Origin of the sequence: Pseudomonas sp. IB20 (assembly GCF_009707325.1) — a bacterium.
Taxonomy (GTDB): domain Bacteria; phylum Pseudomonadota; class Gammaproteobacteria; order Pseudomonadales; family Pseudomonadaceae; genus Aquipseudomonas.
Genome location: NZ_CP046103.1, coordinates 2,223,228 through 2,247,853, shown reverse-complemented (window position 1 = coordinate 2,247,853; position 24,626 = coordinate 2,223,228). Strand labels below are relative to the sequence as shown.

The following is a 24,626-nucleotide window of genomic DNA, read 5'->3' as shown; positions in this document are numbered from 1 at the left end:
GGTCAACTCCCCGCCACAACAGGCGATGCGTCACCGATCACCACTTTATCGCCCTCGACCAGGCCGTCCAGAATCTGCACTTTGACGTTGTTATTGATGCCGGTCTGCACATCGCGCGACACGGCCTTGCCCTTGGCATCCAGCACGCGCAGCGGATAGCTGCCATTGGCATTACGCGCACCGAGCGCCGCCACCGGCACCATCAAGGCGGCCTGGGCAGTATCGAGCACGATCCGCACCTGGGCGGTCATAGCGATGCGCAGACGGTGGTCGGGGTTGGGCACGTCGAACAGCGCGTTGTAAAACACCGCCGTGTTCTGCTTGGGCGTGCCGGCGGTCGGGGTCTCGAGGAAGCTCTGCGGCGCCGGCTCCGTGCCACGCAGCTTGGCGTAGTAGCGCTTGTCGGCCTCGCCGAGGATGGTGAAATACACCTGCTGGCCGGGGCTGATGTGAATCACATCCGCCTCGGACACCTGGGCCTTGACGGTCATGGTGTCCAGGTCCGCCAGCTTGAGCAGTACCGGCGCCAACTGGCTGGCAATCACCGTCTGGCCTTCCTGGGTGACGATGCCGACCACATCACCGTCGATGGGCGCGACGATGCGAGTATAGGCCAGGTTGACCTTGGCGGTGTCGATCTGGATATGCGCGCTTTTGATCTGCGCATCCAGGGACAACAGGTTGGCTTGCTGCACCTGAAAGGTCGACTCGGCGTCCTCAAAATCCTGGCGCGACACCGATTCGTCGACCTGCAAGCCTTTGTAGCGCTCATAGACAGACTTGGCCTGCTTGAGCTGCGCCGCCGTGGCACGTCGCTGAGCCTGCAGGTTTTCTTCATCAACCTGGGCTTTGCGCAGGGTATTTTGCAGGATCAACGGGTCAATTTCGGCGAGCCATTGGCCCTTCTTCACCTTGTCGCCGACCTTGACCTTGAGCGACTTCAACTGCCCGGAAACCTGGGCACCGACGTCAACCTGCTTGATGCCTTCCAGCACGCCAGTAGCCAGGACGGCATTTTCAATATCACCCCGTTCAGCCGTGGCGGTGAGGTATTGCGGCGCGTCGGCGGGTGCTTGAACGGTGTAGACGACAAGGCCGATGGCAACCGCCAATACCGCGAGCATTCCGAGTTTGCGAAACGTTACACTCCCCAATCACCACCCCCTCAACCCACCACCGCGCCAACCCCAACACATTCGGCGCCTTAAGCAACGTAAAGTGGTTCCCCGGCCCATACCAAACCTGCAACCCGCTCCCCTGCCGCCGCCACCCCTCAACCATCAACCCCTGCTCCCGCTGATTCCCCGCCGCATCCAGCGAAGGATCCTCAGCCAACACCAACCGCACCACCCCGTTATAACGCTGCAAAGGTCGATACACCGTGCGCAACGCCGCCGCATACGTGCGCGCCGGCCCATCCATGGCATCCACCGCAGAGCGCCCCGGCAACAACCCCACGCCCACCATCCCTGCATGCAGCCATTGGCGCTGCGCCACTTCATCACGCTCGGCAAACTCCACCGGGTCTATGCCCAACGGCTTCCCAGCCGCCAACTGCATCGCCTCGATCAACCGCAACAACGCCGCCGTGGTCGTATAAGGCTTACCCAAACCCCCAGGCGATTCACTGTCAATAACCGTCAACGACGCCACCTCACGGCCCATCGCCTGCAGCCGCAGCGCCATCTCCAACGCCACCCAGCCGCCAAACGAATGCCCAACCAAATGCACCGGCCCCTGCGGGCACTCCTGCGCCAGCGCCGCCAGATAACACTGCGCCGCCGCTTCCACCTGGCTATGCGGCACCGCCTCGCCATCCAAGCCTCGTGGCTGCAAACCCAACAAAGGCCAGTCGCGCCCCAGGGCCTCGCTCAACCCCACAAACCCGGTGACGCTGTCCCCCGCGCCGGGCACACAAAACACCGGCGCATACCCCGCCCGCCCACTCTGAATACGCAACAACGGTTGATGCGCCGCCTCAGCGACCGGCACACCCACCGCCAACACCTCAGTCATCGCACGGCCCAACGCCTGGATATGCGGCGCCTGCATCATGCTCTGGTGATCCCCCGGCACCTGCACCTGGCGCAATTGCCCCGGCGCCAACGCGTCCTGCCAACCCAGCGTGTCACTGCGCCGGGACAACTCGGTCGTCCGTTGCATAGCGCTGAACAGGTGCACCGCAACCGGCAATGGGAACAGGCTGTAATGCGCCAACGCATGCCCATGCCCGACCTCTCGCTCGATAAAACTCAAGAGGTCCGCGTCCGCAGCCGCTGCCATTTGCGCGTATAGCAAACCTTCATCGCGACAGCGTTGCAGCAGACCCGCAAAGTCCAGCTGTCCAATGCCCGCCTCCAAGTGTTCAAGCCTCGCCAGCTCATCCACACCTCCTTGTGCTGTCCAATACGCCGTGCACTGCAACAGCAAATGCCGCTTGAGCGCATCCGGCCCGTGCCAACGCGCCTTGCCTTGGTCGGTCATGCGCGGCACGTAACTGTCGATCAAACCGAGGAAGGCCACCGCCTCATCCAGCCCCAACAACTGCATCGCCACTTCATAGGCCAACACGCCGCCAAACGACCAGCCTGCGAGCCGGTACGGCCCATGGGGCTGGATACCCCGAATCAGCCCGACCATGCGCGCCGCCAGGCCTTCCATGGTGTTCAGGTGCGAGTCGCCAAGCGCCGCGCCCGGCAAGCCGTAGATGGGATAGTCACCGGGCAGGTGCTGACCCAGCGCCGGGAAGTACACGTCCATGCCACTGAATTCGTGGACCAGGAACAGCGGCGGTTGCGCGCCACGGCTGCGCACGGTGATCACCGAGGTGTCACGCACCGGTTCATCCGTACGTTGTTGCAGCATCGCGGCGACCGAGGCCACGCTGGCATGCTCGAACAGCTCAGCCAGGGACACCTGCAACCCCGCCGCTTCCATCAGGTTGACCAGCCGAATCGCCAGCAACGAATGCCCGCCCAGTTCAAAGAAGCTGTCATGCCGCCCAACCTGTTCCAGCTTCAAGACCTCAGCCCACAGCTGCGCCAGGGTCAGCTCCAACGCATCGCTCGGTGCTTCAAACTCGCGACTATTCATCGCGTCAACGCTGGGGGCCGGCAACGCTTTACGGTCAATCTTGCCATTGGCCGTCAGCGGCAAATGCGCCAGCGGCACATACGCCGACGGCAGCATGTAGTCCGGTAATTGGCCTTGCAGATGCGCGCGCACGCTGTCGATGCCGACGGGTTCGCCAGCCCAGGTGAAATACGCCACCAGGCGCTTGTCGCCCGGCACGTCCTCACGCGCCAGCACCACCACGTCTGGATGCCCGCACAGGTCGCCAGGCGCGCTTCGATCTCACCCACTCAATGCGGAAACCACGATTTTGACCTGATCGTCATTGCGCCCAAGGCACTCAAGCAAGCCGTCCGCCGTCCAGCGACCGAGGTCGCCGGTGCGGTACATCAAGGCGCCTGGGTTGAACGGGTCTTGCACAATTTTCAGCGGTCAGTCAGGCGGTTCAGATACCCTTGGCCACGCCGTCGCCGCCGATGCAGATTTCACCGCTCACCCCCAGTGGCACCGGCTGCTGCCAAGCATCCAACAGATAATTTGCGTGTTGGAAATCGGCCGCCCCACGGGCACGCTGTCGGCGTCATCGGCAATCGCGCGCACTCATAGGTGGTGGCGTAAGTGGTGTTTCCGTGGCCGTAGCAATGCACCAAACGCAACTCGGGCGCCTGCGCCAACAGTGCGGAACGCCGCCGGGTCGGCACGTCCCGCCGCACAGCAGGATGCGCAGGCCGGCCAACGCCTCAGGAATCATCTGCACGTATTGGTTGAACAGCGCCGTGGTGACAAACAGCACCGTCGCACCCTCCAAGGCTTCACGAATGCCGCTGGGTCGAGCAAGGTGGCGTGGTCGATCACCTGCACCTGGCCGCCATTGAGCAACGCGCCCCACACGTCCATGGTGCTGGCGTCGAACGCCGGGTTGGAGGCGAAGGCCACACAATCCGCGGCGTTGAAGTCGGCGTAGCCGTTGTTGAGCACCAGCCGCGTGATACCGCGATGCGGCACCAAGACGCCCTTGGGCGTGCCGGTGGAGCCGGAGGTGTACATGATGTACGCCACGCTCTCGGAAGACTGCGACAAGTCCGGGTTATGGCTCGGTTGCGGGTCGAGGGCCAGGGTGTCCAGGTCCAGGCGCCGGGCCGGATATTCAACGAGCGCCTCGCTGCGCGTCAACAGCCACGTCGCGCCGCTGTCCTGCAGCATAAAGCCCTGGCGTTCGGCCGGTGCGTTGATGTCCAGCGGCACATAGGCCGCCGCGCATTTGAGCACGGCCAGTTGGCTGACCAGCAGGTCGATGCAGCGCGGCAGCAGGATCGCCACGTTATCGGCGGGGCGCACACCCAAGCCCAGCAGGTGATGGGCCAGACGGTTGGCGCGGGTGTTGAGTTCACCGTAGCGCCACACCTGCTCGCCATGCAGCACTGCCACGGCGCCGGGGCGCGCCTGGGCCTGGGCTTCGAACAGGCGCTGCACCGTGTGTTCACGGGGGAACGTGCGGGTGGTGGCGTTGAAGCCCGCCAGCTGGCTGCGCTCTGCGGCCGCCAGGATCGGCAGGCGGCTGATGGCGATTTCACGGTTGTGTTCCAGCGCCTCAACCACCTGCTCAAGTGCAGTGTGCAGGTAGTCACACAACCGCCGGGCGCCCTGCCCCATGGCTTCCAGACTGAAACCCTCACCGAGGTCATCCACACTCACCGACAAGCCGTAATTGGTCTGTTCCTGCGCCTTGAGCAGCTCAATACCCTGCCACGCTTCGGCCACGCCAGCGGTTTGCGGCGCACTGTGGCGGTAGTTGAACAGCACGCTGAACAACGGCGTCGCCACCGGCACCGCGCTGCAACGCTGGGCCACTGCCAGCGGCGCGTGCTCATGGCTGAGCAGTTGAGTCAGGCGGGCATGGGTGGCGCGTAAGGCTGTACGCACCGAGTGTTCCCCTAGGTCGACTCGCAACGGCAAGGTGTTGATAAACACCCCCATGGCGCGCTCGGCGCCTTCGCCACCTTGCAGGCGGCCAAGCATCACGGTGCCGAATACCACCTGCTCGCGGCCGCTGACCTTGCCCAGCACATGGGCCCAGGCCAGGTGCATCAGGCTGGCGGCGCTCACGCCCGCTTGGCGGGCCTGGGTACGCAGGCGCCGGCTTAACTCAAGGTCAATCGCTAGATGGGCTGCTTCATCGCCGCCCAGGTTTTCGACCTCGGTGGGTTCGTCGATCTCAGCGAGCATTTCGCGAAAGAACGTTTCGTGATCGTCAACACCCAAACGGGTCTGGGCCACGTAATTGCGGTACGGCACCGCAGCGCCCAACTCATCCTCTCGGCCCAACAAAAACGCCTGCATTTCGTGCTGCAGGATGTCCAGTGCGATGTGGTCCATCACCAGGTGATGGAACAGCAAAGTTGCGACCACCCGCTGCGGTTCCTGGGTGTAAACCAAGCGCATCAGCGGGGCTTGAGCCAGGTCGAGACGCTGCGGCAGCGGCCCGGTTTCGACGCTTAACAAGGCTTCACGCCAAACCACCTGCACCGGTTCTTCCAGGCCGTCCCAGTGCAAGGATGAACGCAGCACATCATGGCGCTGGATCACCGCCTGCAACGCCCGGGCAAACGCTTGCAGCCGTACGAGGCTGTCGAACGCAAACTGCGCCTGCAGCAGGTACGCATCGCCTTCCACTACTGCGCGATGGTGATAGAGAATGCCGGCCTGCAACGGCGCCAGCGGGTAGATGTCCTGCACATTCGCCGCGCCGCCTGGGATACAGGCGACAATGCGCTCGATAGCCGGCTGATCCAACTGGACCAGCGCCAACATGTCCGGGGTGATGTAGGTGCAGTCGGGTGCAATGCCATTCGCCGGCACCGCCACTTCACGCCCACCACCCAGCGCCGCCGCCAACGCAGACAAGGTCGGCTGGCCAAACAGCACTTTGACGTCCGCCGACAACCCAAGGCGGCGCATGCGCCCCATCAGGCTGACGGCCAGCAGCGAATGCCCACCCAATTCGAAGAAGTTGTCGTGGCGGCCCACGCGTTCCACGTTGAGCAACTCGGCCCACAGGCTGGCCAGGGCAATTTCGGTATCGCCCTGAGGCGCCTCGTACTCGCGCACCACCATCGAATCCAGGTCCGGTTCGGGCAAGGCTTTACGGTCGAGCTTGCCGTTGGGGCTCAGCGGCAAGGCGTCGAGATGGACAAACATCGCCGGTACCATAAACTCCGGCAGGTGCCGCAGCAGGTGACTGCGCAGCGCATCGATTTCGCTGTATGCGCCGGTGTAATAAGCCACCAGGCGTTGTTCACGGGCGACAACCGCTGCTTCATTAATCGACGGATACTCGGTCAGGCGGGCTTGGATCTCACCCAACTCGATGCGTAAACCACGGATCTTCACCTGGTCATCATTGCGCCCCAAATACTCGATGTTACCGTCCGGCAAGTAGCGCCCGACGTCACCGGTGCGGTACATCCGCCCATTGATAAACGGGTCGTCAAGGAAGCGCTCGGCCGTCAGTTCAGGCCGGTTCAGATAACCGCGCGCCACTTGCACACCACCGATAAACAACTCACCGACCACACCCAACGGCACCGGCTGCAACTGGCTGTCGAGCAGGTACATGCGCGTGTTGGCGATGGGCTTGCCAATCGGCGTGTTGTCCGGCGTCACCACGCCCGCGCAATTCCACGCCGTCACGTCCACCGCCGCTTCCGTCGGGCCATACAGGTTATGCAACGCACTGCCCGGCAACTGCTGCTTGAAACGCCGCACCAGGCTGCCCGGCAAAGCTTCGCCGCTGCACATCACACGCACCAGCCCGGCCGCCTGGCGCACATCACCGTGGGCCAGGAATACATCCAGCATCGACGGCACAAAGTGCAGCGTGGTGATCTGTTCGGCCTCGATCACGTCGCACAGGTACTGCGGGTCTTTGTGCCCGCCTGGGCGCGCCATCACCAGGCGCGCGCCGGTAAACAGCGGCCAGAAGAACTCCCACACCGACACGTCGAAGCTGAATGGGGTTTTCTGCAGCACCGCGTCATGCGCCTTGAGGCCGTATTCGTCCTGCATCCACAGCAACCGGTTGACCACCCCGGCGTGTTCGTTGATCACGCCTTTGGGCTGGCCGGTGGAGCCGGAGGTGTAGATCACATAAGCCGTCGCGCCCGCTGCATCGGGGTTAGCGACCGGCTGGTGCTGCCAGCAGGGCTGGTCCAGATCGACCACCGGCACCGCGCCCAGCAACCCGCGCGTGGAGCCCTGCGCCAACACCACCAGCGGCGCGCTATCTTCCAGCATGTAGGCAAGGCGCTCTTGCGGATAAGCCGGGTCCAGCGGCACATACGCGGCGCCGGCCTTGAGGATCGCGTACAGGCCAACGACCATGTCCAAGCCCCGCTCCACGCAGATCGCCACCCGCGAATCCGGTTGCACGCCCAACGCCTGCAGGTGATGGGCCAACTGGTTGGCCCGCGCATTCAGCTCGGCATAGGTCATCTGCTGCTCGCCAGCCTTGACCGCAATCGCCTGCGGCGTGCGCGTGACCTGCGCCTCGAACATCCCGTGCAGGGTTTGGTCGAGGTTGTAATTGACGTCAGTGGCATTCAAATCAAACAGCAACTGCTGACGCTCACGCGGATCCACCAGCGGCGTGTGTTCAAGCACGGCCTGATCGTTATCGACCATCGCCTGTAGGGTGCGCGTGAAATAGCCGACGTAACGCTGCACGGTCGATTGATCAAACAACGCCACCGCATATTCCAACGCGCCCAAAATACTGCCCTGCACTTCGCCGAGGTTCAGCGACAGGTCGAACTTGGCAAAGTGGCTACTCTCGACGATGCCTTCCAGGGCCAGGTCACCCAACGCCAGGGTCGGCGCGCTGCTGTCCTGCCAGCTCAGCAAGGTCTGGAACAACGGGCTGTGGGCCAGGCTACGCACCGGCCGGGTGATTTCCACCACCTGCTCGAACGGCAGGTCCTGATGGGCTTGGGCTTCAAGCGTCAACGCCCTGACCCGCGCCAACAGTGCCTCGGTGCTCAACGCGCCCGAGGTGTCGATGCGCACCGCCAGGGTGTTGACGAACAGGCCGATCAGCCCTTCGACTTCGCTGCGTGTACGGTTGGCCACCGGCGAGCCGATCACCAGGTCCGGCTGCCCGGACAGCCGCGCCAATAGCGAGGCCCAGGCGCTCATCAAGGTCATGTACAGCGTGGTGCCATGGCGTTGGCTCAAGGCCTTGAGCCCGGCGGTGAGGCGTTCATCCAGGCGCACTTCGACGCTGCTGCCGGCGTAGTCCTGTTGCGCCGGGCGCGGGCGGTCCGTTGGTAGCGTGAGCAGCGCCGGCGCCCCGGCCAGGGCCTGTTGCCAATACGTGCTTTGGCGCTGCAGCACTTCGCCGCTCAGCCACAAACGCTGCCACACGGCAAAGTCGCCGTACTGGATCGGCAGTGCCGGCAACGGGTCGGGCAGGCCGTGGCTGAAGGCTTGGTACAGCGCCATCAGCTCACGGGTGAGCACGCCCATCGACCAGCCATCGGAGACGATGTGGTGCAGGGTCAGCAACAGCACATGGTGATCGTCGGCCATCACCACCAACCGCCCGCGCAGCAACGGGCCGCGCTCCAGGTCGAACGGTGCCGAGGCTTCGCCTTGGATCAAGGCGTCCAGCGCCTGCTGGGGTTGTGGATGGCGGCGCAGGTCCTGCACTTGCAACGGCAGCACGTCTTCGGCGGGCACAATCAGCACCTGAGCGTCGTCGCCGTGTTGGGCGAAGCGACTGCGCAGGGTTTCGTGGCGCGCGACGATACGCGCCAGCGCCCGTTGCAGCGCCTCGACATGCAGCTGCCCGCGCAAACGCAGGCCGATGGGAATGTTGTAGGCGGTGTTGGCGCCGTCCATCAGTGCCAGGAACCACAGGCGCTGCTGGGCGAAGGACAGCGGCACGTCTTCATCACGGTTAGCGGGCAAGATATCCGGCAACGTGCTGCGCCCCGCCCGGGCGAGCACTTCGGCGACCGCCGCCAGCTCGGCATTGGCAAACAGGTCGCCGAGGCTCAGCTCGACACCCAGGCGCTGACGCACCTGGGAAACCATGCGCATCGCCAGCAGCGAATGCCCGCCCAATTCAAAGAAATGATCGCGACGCCCAACGCGCTCTACTTGCAGCACATCAGCCCAGATGTGTGCGAGCACGGTTTCGATCTCGCCTTGGGGCGCCTGGTACTCGCGGGTAAATACGGCGGCCATGTCCGGCGCCGGCAAGGCCTTGCGGTCGAGTTTGCCGTTGGCGGTGAGCGGCAATGCATCGAGTTTCACGTAGGCGACCGGAACCATATAGTCCGGCAAATGCGCGACCAGATGGGCGCGGATATCGCCGACGGCCAGTGGGTCGAGCTGGGGGTTTGCAGTGAAGTAGGCGATCAACCGCTCTTCACGGACCCACACCACCGCCTCCTGAATGCCCGGCAGTTGGTTGAGTTGGGTTTCAATCTCGCCCAACTCGATGCGCACGCCACGGACCTTCACCTGGTCGTCGTTACGCCCCAGGTATTCAATGTTGCCGTCCGGCAACCAGCGCGCCAGGTCGCCAGTGCGGTACATGCGCCCGGCGTTGAACGGGTCTTGCAGGAAGCGCTCGGCCGTCAGCTCCGGGCGATTCAGGTAACCGCGCGCCACGCCTTTGCCGCCCACATACAGCTCACCGGCGACACCCAACGGCACCGGGCGTTGCTGTTCGTCCAGCAGGTACACCGTGGCATTCGCGATAGGTGTGCCGATATGCAACGGCTGGCCCACTTCGACCTTGCCGGAAGTGGCGACCACCGTGGCTTCGGTCGGCCCGTAGTTGTTGATCAACTCGAAACGCTGGGCCCGCGCGAACTGGCGCAGACGATCGCCGCCGATCAGCAAGGTACGCAGCGTGGGGTGTTCGATCTGCTGGCTGAAGGCGTACTCGGCCACCGGCGTGGGCAGGAAGCACACGTCCAACGGTTGCGCGCACCACCAGGCGAGCAAGGCGTCGATGTCTTCGGCGCCGTCATTGGCCGGCGGCAGGTGCAAGGTCGCGCCGACACACAGCGCCGGCCACACTTCCCAGGCCATCGCGTCAAAGCCGAAACCGGCGACGCTGGCGGTGTGGCGCCCGGCGCACAGGTCAAACGCGCGGCAATGCCAGTCCACCAGGTTGGCCACGGTGTGGTGTTCGACCATCACGCCTTTGGGCAGGCCGGTGGAGCCGGAGGTGTAAATCACATAGGCGAGGTTCGATGGCGTGACATTGACCTTGGGGTTACTCGCCGAATGGTGCTGCCAGGTGAAGCGGTCGAGGTTGATCACCGGCACGTCCAGCGCGGGCAGGCGATCCAGCAGCGCCTGTTGGGTCAGCACCGCCACCGGGTCACTGTCGGTCAGCAGGTAATTCAGACGCTCGGCCGGGTGGGACGGGTCCACCGGCACATAGCAGGCGCCGGCCTTGAGGATCGCCAGCAACCCGGCCAGGGTGTCCAGGCCACGGCGGGCGACGATGGCCACGCGGTCGTCGGGCTTGACCCCCAGCGCCAGCAGGTGATGGGCCAACAGGTTGGCTTGCTGGTTCAGCTCGGCGTAAGTCAGTTGGCGGCCTTGGTGCACGGCGGCGATGGCCTCGGGCGTGCGCGCGGCCTGGGCTTCGATACGCCCGTGCAAGGTGGTGCCTTGGGGGAACTCGACCTGGGTCGCGTTGAACTGCTGCAGCAGCTGTTGTTGCTCGGCGGCGGGTACTACCGAGACGTGATTGAGCGGCGTGTGCGGCGCCTGCTCCAGGGCGGTCACGAGGTTTTCCAGGGCGGTTTGCAGGTAGGCGCAGACACGCTGCGGGTCCACCAAAGTGCTGGCGAGCACGCTCAAGCCAAAGCCTTCGCCGAGGTCATCCACGCTCAAGGTCAGCGGGTAGTTGGTGCGTTCTTCGGCGCTGAGCGCCGCGATGCCTTGCCAGGCCGATACGGCGGCGGCACTGGCGGCCGGGGCACTGTGGCGGTAATTGAGCAACGCACTGAACAGCGGTGTCGGCGCCACCACGCCACTGCAACGCTGGGCGAGTGCCAAGGCGGCGTGCTCGTGGCGCAGCAAGGTAGTCAACCGCGCGTGGGTGGCCTTGACCCCGGCGCGCACGTCTTCGGCGCCTACGTCCACGCGAAACGGCAGCGTGTTGATGAAGATCCCCAGCGCCCGATCCGTGTCATGGCTGCCTTGCATACGGCCCATCAAGACCGTGCCGAACACCACCTGTTGTTTACCGGCCAGCACAGCCAACACTTGCGCCCACCCCATGTGGAACAGGCTGGCGGCGCTCACGCCCAGCAGCCGAGCTTGTGCACGCAAACGCAGCCCGAGCGCTGGCGCCAGCGGCAGGCTGACTTCGGCAATCCCACGGGCATCGCCTTGCACGTCCTGCAAACCAAACGGCAAGGTCGGCTCACTGATGTCGCCGAGCATTTGGCGGAAGAAACTTTCGTGTTCCTGCTCGCTGATCCCCAACCGCGCCTGCGCCACATAGTTGCGAAACGGCACCGCCTGGCCCAGCGCGGCGCCCTGCCCCAGCAGGCACGCCTGCAGTTCATGGCACACCACTTCGAGGGCGCTGTGGTCGAGGGCCATGTGGTGGAACAGCAAGGTGGCGACGATGCGCTGATGGGCCGGATCTTCGGCACGCACCAGGCGCAGCAGCGGCGCCTGGGTCACGTCGAGGCGATAGTGGCGCGCATCAAACAACGCGTGCAGCTGCGCGGCGATATCGCCGTCAGCCGGGTCCAACACCAACGCCTGCACCGGCAGTTGCGCTTGGCGCCAGACCACTTGCGACGGTTGCTGCAAACCGTCCCAGACCACGCCGGTACGCAGGATGTCGTGGCGGTTCATCACCTGTTGCAGGGCTTGGGCGAAGGCCTCGAAGCGCGCCAGGCTGTCGAACGCAAACTGCGACTGCATCACGTACGGGTCGCCCTGCTCGGCGCTGACATGGTGGAACAGAATGCCTTCCTGCAACGGCGCCAGCGGGTAGATATCCTGGATATTCGCCACACCGCCCTCCACCGTGACGACGATGCGGTCGATCTCCTCCTGGCTCAGGGTCGACAGGGTCAGCATGGCCGGCGTGATGCGCTCGGCGCCCGCCGGGATGCCATTGGCGGGCACTTGCACTTCGCCGGCCTTGGTCGTCGAGTACTCGCCGGCCTTGATCAACGCGATCAACGCCGGTTTGTGCTCGCGCAACGCGGCGAGGGTCGCCGGGTCGCTCAGTGCTTGTTTATTGCCTTGCACCGACAACTGCTCGCCTTTGAGCGCCAGTTGGATGTCCTTGGTTTTCAGCGTCGCCAACAGCTCAGAAATGCTCACAGGACGATCTCCATTCGTTCGGTTATGGCGGCATAGCCGGCCAGGGTCGGCTGCTCGAACAGCGCCCGCACGTCAGCTTCCTGGCCTTCCTGGCGCAGGCGGCCGATCAAGCTCACGGCCAGCAGCGAGTGCCCGCCCAGTTCAAAGAAGTTGTCGTGCCGCCCGACCCGCTCGACGTTGAGCAACTCAGCCCACAGCTTGGCCAGGAGGGTTTCGGTGTCACCTTCGGGGGCCACGTACTCGCGCACGATCAGCGCGTCCATGCCCGGCGCAGGCAAAGCCTTGCGGTCGAGCTTGCCGTTGGGGCTCAGCGGCAGCGCGTCGAGGTGCATGAACAGCGCGGGCACCATGAAGTCCGGCAGGTGCTGCAGCAGATGCGCGCGCAGCTGTTCGATGTCGGTGGCTATGCCGGTGTAGTACGCGACCAGCCGGTCTTCGCGGGCGACCACGGCCGCCTCGTTGACCTGCGCATGCTCCAGCAGCCGCGCCTGGATTTCACCCAGCTCGATGCGCAGGCCACGGATCTTCACCTGGTCGTCGTTACGGCCCAGGTACTCGATATTGCCGTCAGGCAAGTAGCGGCCAACGTCACCAGTGCGGTACATGCGCCCATGGGTGAATGGGTCCTTGAGGAAGCGTTCGGCGGTCAGTTCAGGGCGATTCAAGTAGCCACGCGCCACTTGCACACCGCCGATAAACAGCTCGCCGACCACGCCCAACGGCACCGGCTGCAACTGCGCATCCAGCAGGTACATGCGCGTGTTGGCAATCGGTTTGCCGATCGGCGTGTTGTCCGGCACGTCGGGGCGCGCGCAGTTCCAGGCGGTCACGTCCACCGCCGCTTCGGTCGGGCCATACAGGTTGTACAGGCCGATCCCCGGCAATTGCTGCTTGAAGCGCCGCACCAAGCTGCCCGGCAAAGCTTCGCCACTGCACATCACGCGCACAAGCACAGCTGCCTGGCTGACATCGCCGTGGGCCAGGAACACATCGAGCATCGACGGTACAAAGTGCAGCGTGGTGATCTGTTCGGCCTCGATCACCGCGCACAGGTACTCAGGCTCTTTATGGCCACCTGGGCGCGCCATGACCAGGCGTGCGCCGGTAAACAGCGGCCAGAAGAACTCCCACACTGACACGTCGAAGCTGAACGGGGTTTTCTGCAGCACCGCGTCATGGGCCTTAAGGCCATAGGCGTCCTGCATCCACAGCAGGCGATTGACCACTCCGGCGTGTTCGTTGATCACGCCTTTGGGCTGGCCGGTGGAGCCGGAGGTGTAGATCACATAAGCCTGATGCTGGGCGGTAAGGCCCGGCACCCGCGGATTGCTGGCGAGCTGGTGCTGCCAAGTGCTGTGGTCCAGGTTGATCACCGGCACATCACCCAGCAACTCGCGGGTTGCGCCTTGCGCCAGTACCACCACGGGCGCGCTGTCTTGCAGCATGTAGGCCAGACGTTCGCGTGGATACGCCGGGTCCAGCGGCACATAACCGCCGCCGGCCTTGAGGATGGCAAACAGGCCGATGACCATGTCCAGGCCACGCTCGACGCAGATGCCCACCCGCGAATCCGGCCGCACGCCGAGTTCACGCAAGTAGTGGGCCAGGCGGTTGGCGCGTTCGTTGAGCTCGCTGTAGGTCAGGTGCTGGTCACCGGCCTTGACCGCCACGGCCTGCGGCGTGCGCTCGACCTGGGCTTCGAACAGGCCGTGCAGGGTTTGCTCAAGGTTGTAGTTCACCTCGGTCGCATTGAACTCCACCAGCAGTTTTTGCCGTTCCTCACTGCCCAGAATCGGCAAACGATTGAGCGCCTGGTGCGGCGCCTGCTCCAAGGCTTCGACCAATCCGGACAAAGCAACCTGCAGGTAACCGCACACCCGTTGCGCGTCGACTTGGGCCAGGGCGGTGACGTCGTAACCATCACCCAGGTCATCCACGTTCAAGGTCAGCGGGTAGTTGGTGCGCCCGTCGTTGACCAGCGTCTGCATGCCTTCCCAGGCCTGCTGCGCCTCAGCCGATCGCGTGGCGGCGCCGCGATGGCGGTAGTTGAGCATCGAGCTGAACAGCGGCGCCGGTGCCGCCACGCCGCTGCAACGCTGGGCCAAGGCCAGGGACGCGTGTTCATGCCCGAGCAACGCGGTCAGCCGCGCATGGGTGGCACGCACGGCAGCGCGTGCGCCTTGCGCGTCGATGTCCAGGCGCAGCGGCAAGGTATTGATGAACACGCCCAGCGCACGGTCGGCGCCCTCGCCACCTTGCATTCGACCAACCAGCACGGTGCCGAACACCACGCTTTGGCGCCCCGACGTGGCCGCCAGCACCTGGCCCCAGGCCAGGTGGAACAGGCTCGCCGTACTCACACCGAGCAAGCGCGCCTGGGCGCGCAGGCGGCGGTTGAGGTCGCTGCCCAGGCGCAGGCGATGCTCTTTGATCGCGTTGCCGTCGCCGCGCACATCCTGCAGGCCGAACGGCAAGGTGGGTTCATCGACATCACCGAGCATCTCGCAAAAGAACGCTTCGTGCTCCCGCTCGCTCACACCCAAGCGCGCCTGCGCCACGTAGTTGCGGTACGGCATCGGCGGCGCCGTTGGGGCTTGGTGGCCGAGCAAGTGGCCCTGCATTTCGCGCAGCACCACGTCGAATGCGGTGTGGTCGAGGGCGATATGGTGATAGAGCAACACCACCACCACACGCTGATTGGCCGGGTCCTGGGCGTACTTCAAGCTGATCAAGGGTGCCTGACTGATGTCCAGGCGATAGCGTCGCGCATCGAAACGCGCATGCAAGCCGGCCAGTACATCACCTTGCAGGTGCAGCTCTTCAAGCGGCAATTGAGCCTGACGCCACACCACTTGCAGCGGTTGCGCCAGGCCTTCCCAGACCACGCCGGTACGCAGGATGTCATGGCGATTGATGACCTGTTGCAGCGCCTGGGTGAAGGCATTCAGGCGCTCGATGCTTTCGAAAGCCAGGTGCGATTGCAGCAGGTACGGGTCGCCCTGCTCGGCGGTGATGTAGTGGTAAAGAATGCCCTCCTGCAACGGCGCCAGTGGGTAGATGTCCTGCACATTGGCGGCGCCACCGGGTACGCGGCTGACGACCTCGTCGAGGGTTGCTGGGTCCAGATCCACCAACGGCAACATGTCCGGGGTGATGCGCTGGCAGTCGGCGGCGATGCGGTTGGCGGGCACCGAAACTTCGCGACCACTGCCCACGGCAGCGGCCAACGCTGCGAGGGTTGGCTGGCTGAACAACACACGCACATCGGCGCTGAGGCCGACCTGGCGCATGCGTTCGATCAGGCTGACAGCCAGTAACGAATGGCCGCCCAATTCAAAGAAGTGGTCATGGCGGCCGACTTGCTCCACCTGCAACACCTCGGCCCAGATCCGCGCCAGGGCGGTCTCCACTGAACCTTCAGGCGCTGCATAGTCGCGACTCAGCAACGCCGACTGATCAGGTTGCGGCAGGGCCTTGCGGTCCAGCTTGCCGTTGGCGGTCAGCGGCAGCGTGTCGAGTTTGACGTAGGCCGCCGGCACCAGCGCCTCGGGCAGCTGCGCTTGCAGTTGCGCACGCAGGGTTTCAATCGCCAGTGGGTAGTGTTCGGTGAACCAGGCCACCAGACGGCCCTCGCGCACCAGCACCACCGCTTCGGCGATGCCGTCGAGTGCCGCCAGGCGGCTTTCGATTTCGCCGAGTTCAACGCGCACACCGCGCACTTTGACTTGGTCGTCGTTACGGCCCAGGTACTCGATATTGCCGTCAGGCAACCAGCGCGCCAGGTCGCCGGTGCGGTACATGCGCCCGCTGTTAAACGGGTCTTGCAGGAAGCGTTCGGCGGTCAAGTCCTGGCGGTTCAAATAACCCCGCGCCACACCGCTGCCGCCCACATACAGCTCACCGGCAACGCCCACCGGCACTGGGCGCAGTTGCGCATCCAGCACGTACACGCGGGTATTGGCGATAGGCTGGCCGATATGCAACGCCTGCCCGGCGCGCACACGGCCGGAGGTGGCGACCACCGTGGCCTCGGTAGGCCCGTAGTTGTTGACCACTGCAAAGCGCCGCTCCTGGGCAAACTGACGCAGGCGATCACCGCCGATCAACAGGATGCGCAAGGTCGGGTGGTGCAGGTTCTGGCTGAAGGCGTACTCGGCGACGGGTGTGGGCAGAAAGCTCACGTGCAGCGGTTGCGCCATCCACCAGGCGAGCAATTCGTCGATAGTTTCATTGCCCACGTGCGCGGGCGGCAGGTGCAGGGTGGCGCCTGCGCAGAGTGCCGGCCAGACCTCCCAGGCCATCGCGTCGAAACCAAACCCGGCGACGCTGCTGGTGTGGCTGCGCGTGTCCAGGCCGAAGGCTTCGCAGTGCCAGTGCACCAGGTTTTCCACCGTGCGGTGTTCCACCATCACACCTTTGGGCTGGCCGGTGGAGCCGGAGGTGTAGATCACGTAGGCCAGGTGTGCCGGGGTCAGGGTTGCCAGCCGCGGGTTGCTGACGGGGTGGTGTTGCAAGCGCTCGTCGAACAGGTCGACAGCGGCATGCGCGCCCAACAGGTCGCGGGTGCTTGCCTCGGCCAATACCGCTGCCGGAGCGCTGTCCTGCAGCAAGTAGGCGATACGCTCGGCGGGGTAAGCCGGGTCGATGGGCACGTAGCCTGCGCCGGCTTTGAGAATGCCCAGCAGACCCACCAGCATCTGCGGGCCACGGCGGCAGCAGATCGCCACGCGATCATCCGGCTGCACGCCGAGCGCCAGCAGGTGGTGGGCCAACTGGTTGGCGCGCTGGTTGAGTTGCTGATAGGTCAGAACTTCGCCGTCTTGCTGCACGGCAATCGCATGGGGTTGGCGTTCGACCTGGGCTTCCAAGGCGCCATGCACGGTATGCCCGGTGGGGAAGTCGGCGGCGGTCGCGTTGAATTCACGCAGCAGGGTTTCGCACTCCGCCTGGGGCAAAACAGGCAGTTGGTTGAGCGCGGTTTTCGCCGCGCTTTCCAAGGCCGCAACCAGCTGCTCCACGGCGCTGTGCATGTAGCCACACAGGCGCTGGGCGCCGATCTGCGGCAGCGCCAGCACACTCAGGCCAAAACCTGCGCCAAAGTCATCGACGCTGAGGGTCAGCGGGTAGTTGCTGCGTTCCTCACCGCCCAGCAGCTGCACACCTTCCCAGATGCCCTGGCCGTCGCGGGCCATTTCACCGGGCGTGCTGTGGCGGTAATTGAGCAAGGCGCTGAACAACGGCACGGCCGTCGATACGCCACTGCAACGCTGGGCGAGCGCCAGGGACGCGTGCTCGTGACCGAGCAATGCACTCAGCCGCGCATGGGTGGCCTTGACCGCAACGGCGGCGCTGGCGCCCACATCGACGCGCAGCGGCAAGGTGTTGATGAACATGCCCAACGCGCGATCAGCGCCCTCGCCGGCCTGCATGCGGCCCATCAATACGGTGCCGAACACCACGTCGTCACGCCCGGACACCAACCCCAGCACTTGCGCCCAGGCCAGGTGCATCAGGCTGGCCGCGCTGACGCCCAACACCCGCGCCTGTTCACGCACACGCACCGCCAGCGCCGCGTCCAGCTGCCGCTCGGCTTCTTCGATAGCGCGGCCGTCGCCCTGCACATCCTGCACGCCAAACGGCAAGGTCGGCTCATCGACATCAGCGAGCATCTCGCGGAAGAACTGCTCATGCTCAGCCACGCTGACACCCAGGCGGGCCTGGGCGACATAGTTGCGAAACGGTGCCGCTGCGGGCAACGCATCGGCCTGGTTGAACAGGAACGCGCGCATCTCCTGGCCGACCACTTCCATGGCGGTATGGTCGAGTGCCAAGTGATGGAACAACAGGATCGCCGCGACTCGGTTATTCGCCGAGTCCTGGGCGTAGACCATGCGCAGCAGCGGCGCCTGGGTGATGTCCAGCCGGTAGTGGCGAGCATCGAAGCGTGTGTGCAGCTGTTCAAGGATGCCACCGTCGGCTGGGTCCAGGGCGACTTCCTGCACCACCAACTGCGCGTCACGCCAGACCACTTGCACCGGGCTGTCCAAGCCTTCCCAGACCACGCCGGTGCGCAGGATGTCGTGACGGGCCACGACCTGTTGCAGCGCGCCCATGAACGCGTGCAAACGCTCAAGGCTGTCGAACGCCATGCGCGATTGCAGCAGGTACGGGTCGCCCTGCTCGGCGCTGATATGGTGATAGAGAATGCCTTCCTGCAACGGCGCCAGCGGGTAGATATCCTGCACATTCGCTGCGCCGCCCGGCACCGTGGCGACAATACGGTCGATAGCTGCCTGGCCGAGCGGCACCAGAGGCAGCATCGACGGCGTAATCTGCGTGCAGCCCGAAGGAATGCCATTCACCGGCACCACAACTTCACGCCCGCTGCCCACCGCCGCCGCCAGCGCCGCCAGGCTTGGCTGGCTGAACAGTGCGCGCACGTCACAGCTCAGGCCGACTTGGCGCATGCGTTCAATCAGGCTCACCGCGAGCAGCGAATGCCCGCCCAACTCGAAGAAATGATCATGGCGCCCCACGCGTTCAAGCTTGAGCACGTCCTGCCAGATCTGCGCCAGCAGGGTTTCCACCTCGCCTTGCGGTGCTTCAAACTCGCGACTGCTCAGCGCGTCTACGCTGGGTGCCGGCAACGCTTTACGGTCAATCTTGCCATTGGCCGTCAGCGGCAAATGCGCCAGCGGCACATACGCCGACGGCAGCATGTAGTCCGGCAATTGGCCTTGCAGATGCGCGCGCACGCTGTCGATGCCGACACCGAATGCCGCTGGGTCGAGCAAGGTGGCGTGGTCGATCACCTGCACCTGGCCGCCATTGAGCAACGCGCCCCACACGTCCATGGTGCTGGCGTCGAACGCCGGGTTGGAGGCGAAGGCCACACGGTCTGCGGCGTTGAAGTCGGCGTAGCCGTTGTTGAGCACCAGCCGCGTGATACCGCGATGCGGCACTTGCACACCTTTGGGTGCGCCGGTGGAGCCGGAGGTGTACATGATGTACGCCACGCTTTCCGAGGACTGGACCCGCTCAGGGTTGCGCGGCGATTGCGCGTCCAGGTTCAGGTCGGCCAGGCTATTGAGTACCCGATGCGCGCCGCTGTCCTGCACGATGAACGCCTGGCGCTCAACCGGCGCATTGACGTCCAGCGGCACATACACCGCCGCGCACTTGAGGATCGCCAGCTGGCACACGAGTAAATCCAGGCAGCGCGGCAGTGCAATCGCCACGCTTTCACCCGGCTGCACGCCTTGGTTGATCAGGTGATGAGCCAGGCGATTGGCGCGGCGGTTGAGGTCGCGATAGCTCAAGGATAACGCGCCATGCACCGCCGCCACGGCTTCGGGACGCGCCAGCGCCTGGGCTTCGAACAGTTGCTGCACGGTGAGCTGCGAGGGGTAGTCGCGGGCGGTGGCGTTGAACGCGACCAGCAGTTGGTGGCGTTCGGCGGCCGGCAGAATCGACACCGCCTGCAAGGGCGTGGTCGGCGCTTGTTGCAGCGCGGTCATCAAGTGCTGCAATGCGGTGAGCATGTACTCGCCCACGCGCTGTACATCCAGCATGGCCAGGCCTTGTACCGTCAGCGAAAAACCTGCGCCCAGGTCATCGACGCTGAGCACCAGCGGGTAGTTGCTGCGTTCTTCGGAACTGAGAATTTCGATACCAGAGGCGGCAAACGGGCTGTCTCCCGGGGCTTCACCCGGCGCGCTGTGACGGTAGTTGAGCAAGGTGCTGAACAACGGCAACGACCCCGGTACGCCACTGCAACGCTGGGCCAGTGACAGCGAGGCATGTTCATGCCCGAGCAACTGCGCCAGGCGCGCGTGGGTGGCGCGCACGCCGGCTTGTACGCTGACGGCGCCCAGGCTAACGCGCAGCGGCAAGGTATTGATGAACATCCCCAGCGCACGGTCGGCGCCCTTGCCGCCTTGCATGCGGCCCAGCAACACGGTGCCGAACACCACGTCCTGCTGGCCGGAAACCTGCGCCAATACCTGGGCCCAGGCCAGGTGTACCAGGCTGGCGGTGCTCACACCGAGTTGCCGCGCCTGTTCACGCAGGCCGTGACTGAGCGCCGCTGGCAACGGCAAGTGCGCCTCGACGATGCCGCTGCCGTCGCCATTTACATCCTGCAAGCCGAACGCTAACGTCGGCTCGTCGATATCGCCGAGCATGTCGCTGAAGAACGCTTCGTGTTGCGCCTGGGTAACCCCCAGACGCGCCTGGGCTACGTAGTTGCGGTACTGCACCGCGTCCGGCAGGTGCGCGCTGTTTCCGGCCAGGCTGGCGCTCATTTCTTCGACCAGCACTTGCAAGGCGGTATGGTCGAGCAGGATGTGGTGCAGCAGCAAAATGCCGACGTAGCCGCTCGACTGTTGCGCGTAGCCAAAATGCATCAGCGAGGCGCGGGACAGATCGAGGCGATAATGGCGTGGGTCGAAGCGTTGTTGCAGCTGTGCCAAGGCTTCACCACCCTGTACGTCGACACGTTCCACGGCCAATGGCGCTTGGCGCAGCACCACTTGCACCGGCTCATCCAGGCCCTCCCAGAGGATGCAGGTGCGCAAGATGTCATTGCGTTCGATCACGCTGTGCAACGCGCGGATAAACGCATCCACCGCCGCTTGGTCAGCGAAGCTGAACTGCACTTGCAACACGTAGGGGTCGCCCTCGGTGGTTGCCAGGTGGTGGTAAAGAATGCCCGCCTGCAGGGGCGCCAGGCCGTAGATGTCCTGCACGTTGGCGATGCCGCCGGGCACAGTCTTGAGGATGTGGTCGATGGCGGCCTGGTCCAGCTCCACCAGCGCCAGCATGTCCGGCGTGATGCGCTCGCTCGTCTCGCTGATCAGGTTGGCCGGAACCTGCACTTCCTGCTGCCCGCCCACCGCTGCGGCAAGTGCAGCCAGCGTGGGTTGACCGAACAGCACGCGCACATCGGCGCTCAAGTCCACCTGGCGCATGCGTTCGATCAGCTTGACCGCCAGCAGTGAGTGGCCGCCAAGTTCGAAGAAATTGTCGTCGCGGCCGACCTTGTCGAGCTTCAATAGCGCCTGCCAGATCGCAGCGATGGCGGTTTCGACTGCACCTTGCGGGGCGGCATAGTCACGTCGCGCCAGCGCGTCGGCATCCGGTGCGGGCAACGCCTTGCGGTCGAGTTTGCCGTTGGTGGTCAGCGGGAATTTATCCAGCAGTACAAACGCGCTGGGCACCATGTACTCGGCCAGGCTCAGCAGCAGGTGGTCACGCAGTTCGGCTGCACCGATGTCACGCTCGGCGATCACATAAGCCACCAGGCGCTTGTCACCCGGCGCGTCTTCACGGGCGATCACCACGGCGTCACGCACGCCGCTGGCGGTGGCCAGGCGTGCTTGGATTTCACCCAGTTCGATACGGAAACCACGGATCTTCACTTGGTCGTCGTTACGCCCCAGGTACTCGACGTTACCGTTAGCCAGCAAGCGGCCAAGGTCGCCGGTCTTGTACATGCGCAAACCGGTGGCCGGGTCGGCCAGGAAGCGTTCGGCGTTGAGCGCGTCACGGTTCAGGTAACCGCGCGCCACGCCGGCACCGCCGACGTACAACTCGCCGACCACGCCGATCGGCAGCGGCTCGCGGCGCTCATCGAGCACGTACAGCTGCAGGTCGGGAATGCGCACGCCAATCGGGCTGACGCCGACCAACTGCGCGTCCGCCGCCTCCAGCGCGCGATAGGTCACGTGCACGGTGGTTTCGGTGATGCCGTACATGTTCACCAGTTGCGTACCGGCGTTGATGGCGCGGGCGTACCAGGGTTTGAGCATGCCCGGTTCCAGCGCTTCGCCGCCGAAAATCACCTGGCGCAGGGAATGCACCTGCGAGCTCTGCGCCTGGGCCGCAATCAACTGGCGAAACGCGCTGGGCGTCTGATTGAGGATGCTCACGCCGGCCTCACAGATCAGCGCGTAGCACTCATCCGGCGAGCGGCTGACCAGTTGCGGCACGATCAGCAATTGGCCGCCGTGCATCAGCGCGCCCCAGATCTCCCACACGGAGAAGTCGAACGCAAAGGAATGGAACAGCGCCCACACATCGTTGCGGTTGAAGCCGAACCAGTGGTCGGTGGCGCTGAACAGCCGTGCGACCTGGCGGTGCTCGATCATCACGCCTTTGGGCAGGCCGGTGGAACCAGAGGTGTAGATCACGTAGGCCAGGCTGGCGGGGCTGAGAGGGATGCGCGGGTTGACGATGGGCTCGCTACCGAGGCTATTAAGGTCGATTTGCGCCAGCGCGCCCACCAAGTGGCGGGTGTTGGCTTGCACCAGCACGGCCAGCGGTTGGCTGTCGGCCAGGGTGTAGGCGATGCGTTCCAGCGGGTAAGCCGGGTCAATCGGCACATAACCGGCGCCGGCTTTGAGGATGCCCAGCAGGCCGATGATCATTTCCGGGCCACGCTCTACGCAGATGGCCACACGGTCATCCGGACTCACGCCTTGGGCGAGCAGGTGGTGGGCGACCTGGTTGGCGCGTTCGTTGAGTTGGCGGTAGGTGAGGCACAGATGCTCGAAGCGCAAGGCGATGGCTTCAGGCTGGGCGGCGGCGTGGGTTTCGACGCAACGGTGGATCAGGGCGGTGTCGGTGTAGTGCGCGGGGCTTTGGTTGAGGCTGTGCAGCAGGTGGTGGCGCTCAGTGTCGGGCAGGATGTTCAGGCCGCAGAGCGGCTGATCCGGTCGATGTTCCAAGGCATCGGCCAGGCTTTCCAGCGCGGTATGCAGGTAACCGGCGACACGTTGCGCGTCGATGGACGCGTCGACCATCACCGTCAGCGCAAACTCTTCACCCAGGTCATCCACGTTGACGGTCAGTGGGTAGTTAGTGCGCTCCTCGGCGCCCAGCACCTGGATGCCTTCGGCCACGTCGATGACGGCGGCCATGTCGGTGGCGGCGCTGTGGCGGTAGTTGAGCATCGCGCTGAACAGTGGCGTGGGTGCGGCTACACCGCTGCAACGCTGGGCCAGTGCCAGCGAGGCATGTTCGTGATTGAGCAAGGTGGTCAGGCGCTCATGGGTGGCTTTGACCCCGGCGCGCACGCCCTGCTCGCCCACATCCACGCGCAGCGGCAAGGTGTTGATGAACATGCCCAAGGCGCGGTCACCGCCCTCGCCTGCACCCATGCGGCCAAGCATCACGGTGCCGAACACCACGGCGTCGCGACCAGACACCACGCCCAACACGCGCGCCAGGGCCAGGTGCATCATGCTCGCCACGCTCACGCCCAGCGGTCGTGCCAGGCGGCGCAGGCGGCGGCTGAGTGCGCTGTCGACGAGCACGCGCGCTTCGTTGATGCCCTGGCCATCGCCCTGCACATCCTGCAAACCGAACGGCAAGGTTGGCTCATCGATATCCGCCAGCATCGCGCGGAAGAACGCCTCATGCGCCTGCTCACTGACGCCATGGCGCACCTGGGCGATGTAGCTGCGAAACGCAACCGGCTCACCGGCCTGGGCTTGCTCACCGGCCAGGTACAGCTGGATTTCATGGCGCACCACATCGAGGGCGGTGTGGTCGAGAATGGTGTGGTGGAACAGCAGCATCGCCACCACGCGCTGGTTGGCCGGGTCGTCGGCAAACACCAGGCGCAGCAGCGGCGCCTGGCCCAGGGCCATGCGGTAGGTGCGGGCGTCGTAGCGTGCCAGCAACTGGGCCAGGGCGTCACCGCCGTTCAAATGGGCTTCTTCGCAAGCCAGGGTCGCCTTGCGCCACACCACTTGCAACGGCTCGTCGAGGCGCTCCCAGACCATGGACGTACGCAGGATATCGTGGCGGTCGATCACCCATTGCAGCGCTTGCGCGAAGGCGTGGAGGCGTGCGCGGCTGTCGAATACAAACTGCGCGTGCAGCACGTAAGGGTCGCCCTGCTGCGCCGAAAGATGGTGGTAGAGCATGCCTTCTTGCAGCGGCGCCAGCGGGTAGATGTCCTGCACGTTCGCCGCGCCGCCGGGGATGGCGGCGACGATGCGGTCGATGGCCGGTTGATCGAGGTTGACCAGTGGCAGCATGTCCGGGGTGATCCGATAGGCCGGGCTCAGCCAGTCGCCGCCGTGCTCGGCCACCCACTCAAGCAGGCGGGGTTTGTGGGCGATCAGTTGATCCCACAGCGCGTCATCCAGCGCTTCGTCGTCGCCCAGGATAATCAGGTC

The 24,626-nt window shown here is 64.8% G+C and carries 5 protein-coding genes; all 5 read right to left on the bottom strand.

Annotation, left to right across the window (positions count from 1 at the left end; genetic code table 11):
* Positions 1–2 precede the first annotated feature (2 nt).
* A complete protein-coding gene (gene macA, locus GJU48_RS10370) occupies positions 3–1,124 on the bottom strand; it encodes a macrolide transporter subunit MacA (protein ID WP_155295980.1) in 1,122 nt (373 codons plus the stop codon).
* The gene (locus GJU48_RS25685) at positions 1,033–3,309 is read right to left on the bottom strand and encodes a non-ribosomal peptide synthetase (protein WP_256671223.1); all 2,277 of its coding nucleotides are present in this window, start codon (positions 3,307–3,309) and stop codon (positions 1,033–1,035) included. The genes macA and GJU48_RS25685 overlap by 92 nt, the downstream gene beginning before the upstream one ends.
* A gap of 45 nt (positions 3,310–3,354) precedes the next feature.
* Positions 3,355–3,492, bottom strand: coding sequence for an AMP-binding protein (locus GJU48_RS25680; RefSeq protein ID WP_256671222.1), 138 nt, complete (start codon positions 3,490–3,492; stop codon positions 3,355–3,357).
* Between the two features lie 327 nt (positions 3,493–3,819).
* The gene (locus GJU48_RS25670; RefSeq protein ID WP_256671221.1) at positions 3,820–12,441 is read right to left on the bottom strand and encodes a non-ribosomal peptide synthetase; all 8,622 of its coding nucleotides are present in this window, start codon (positions 12,439–12,441) and stop codon (positions 3,820–3,822) included.
* The gene (locus GJU48_RS10360) at positions 12,438–24,371 is read right to left on the bottom strand and encodes an amino acid adenylation domain-containing protein (protein WP_452603460.1); all 11,934 of its coding nucleotides are present in this window, start codon (positions 24,369–24,371) and stop codon (positions 12,438–12,440) included. Before GJU48_RS10360 ends, GJU48_RS25670 begins: the two co-directional genes overlap by 4 nt.
* Positions 24,372–24,626: the final 255 nt, after the last annotated feature.

Coding starts and splice junctions, on each gene's coding strand:
- macA (WP_155295980.1), bottom strand. CDS start 1,124: ATGCTCGCGGTATTGGCGGTTGCCATCGGCCTTGTCGTCTACACCGTT.
- GJU48_RS10360 (WP_452603460.1), bottom strand. CDS start 24,371: ATGCTCTACCACCATCTTTCGGCGCAGCAGGGCGACCCTTACGTGCTG.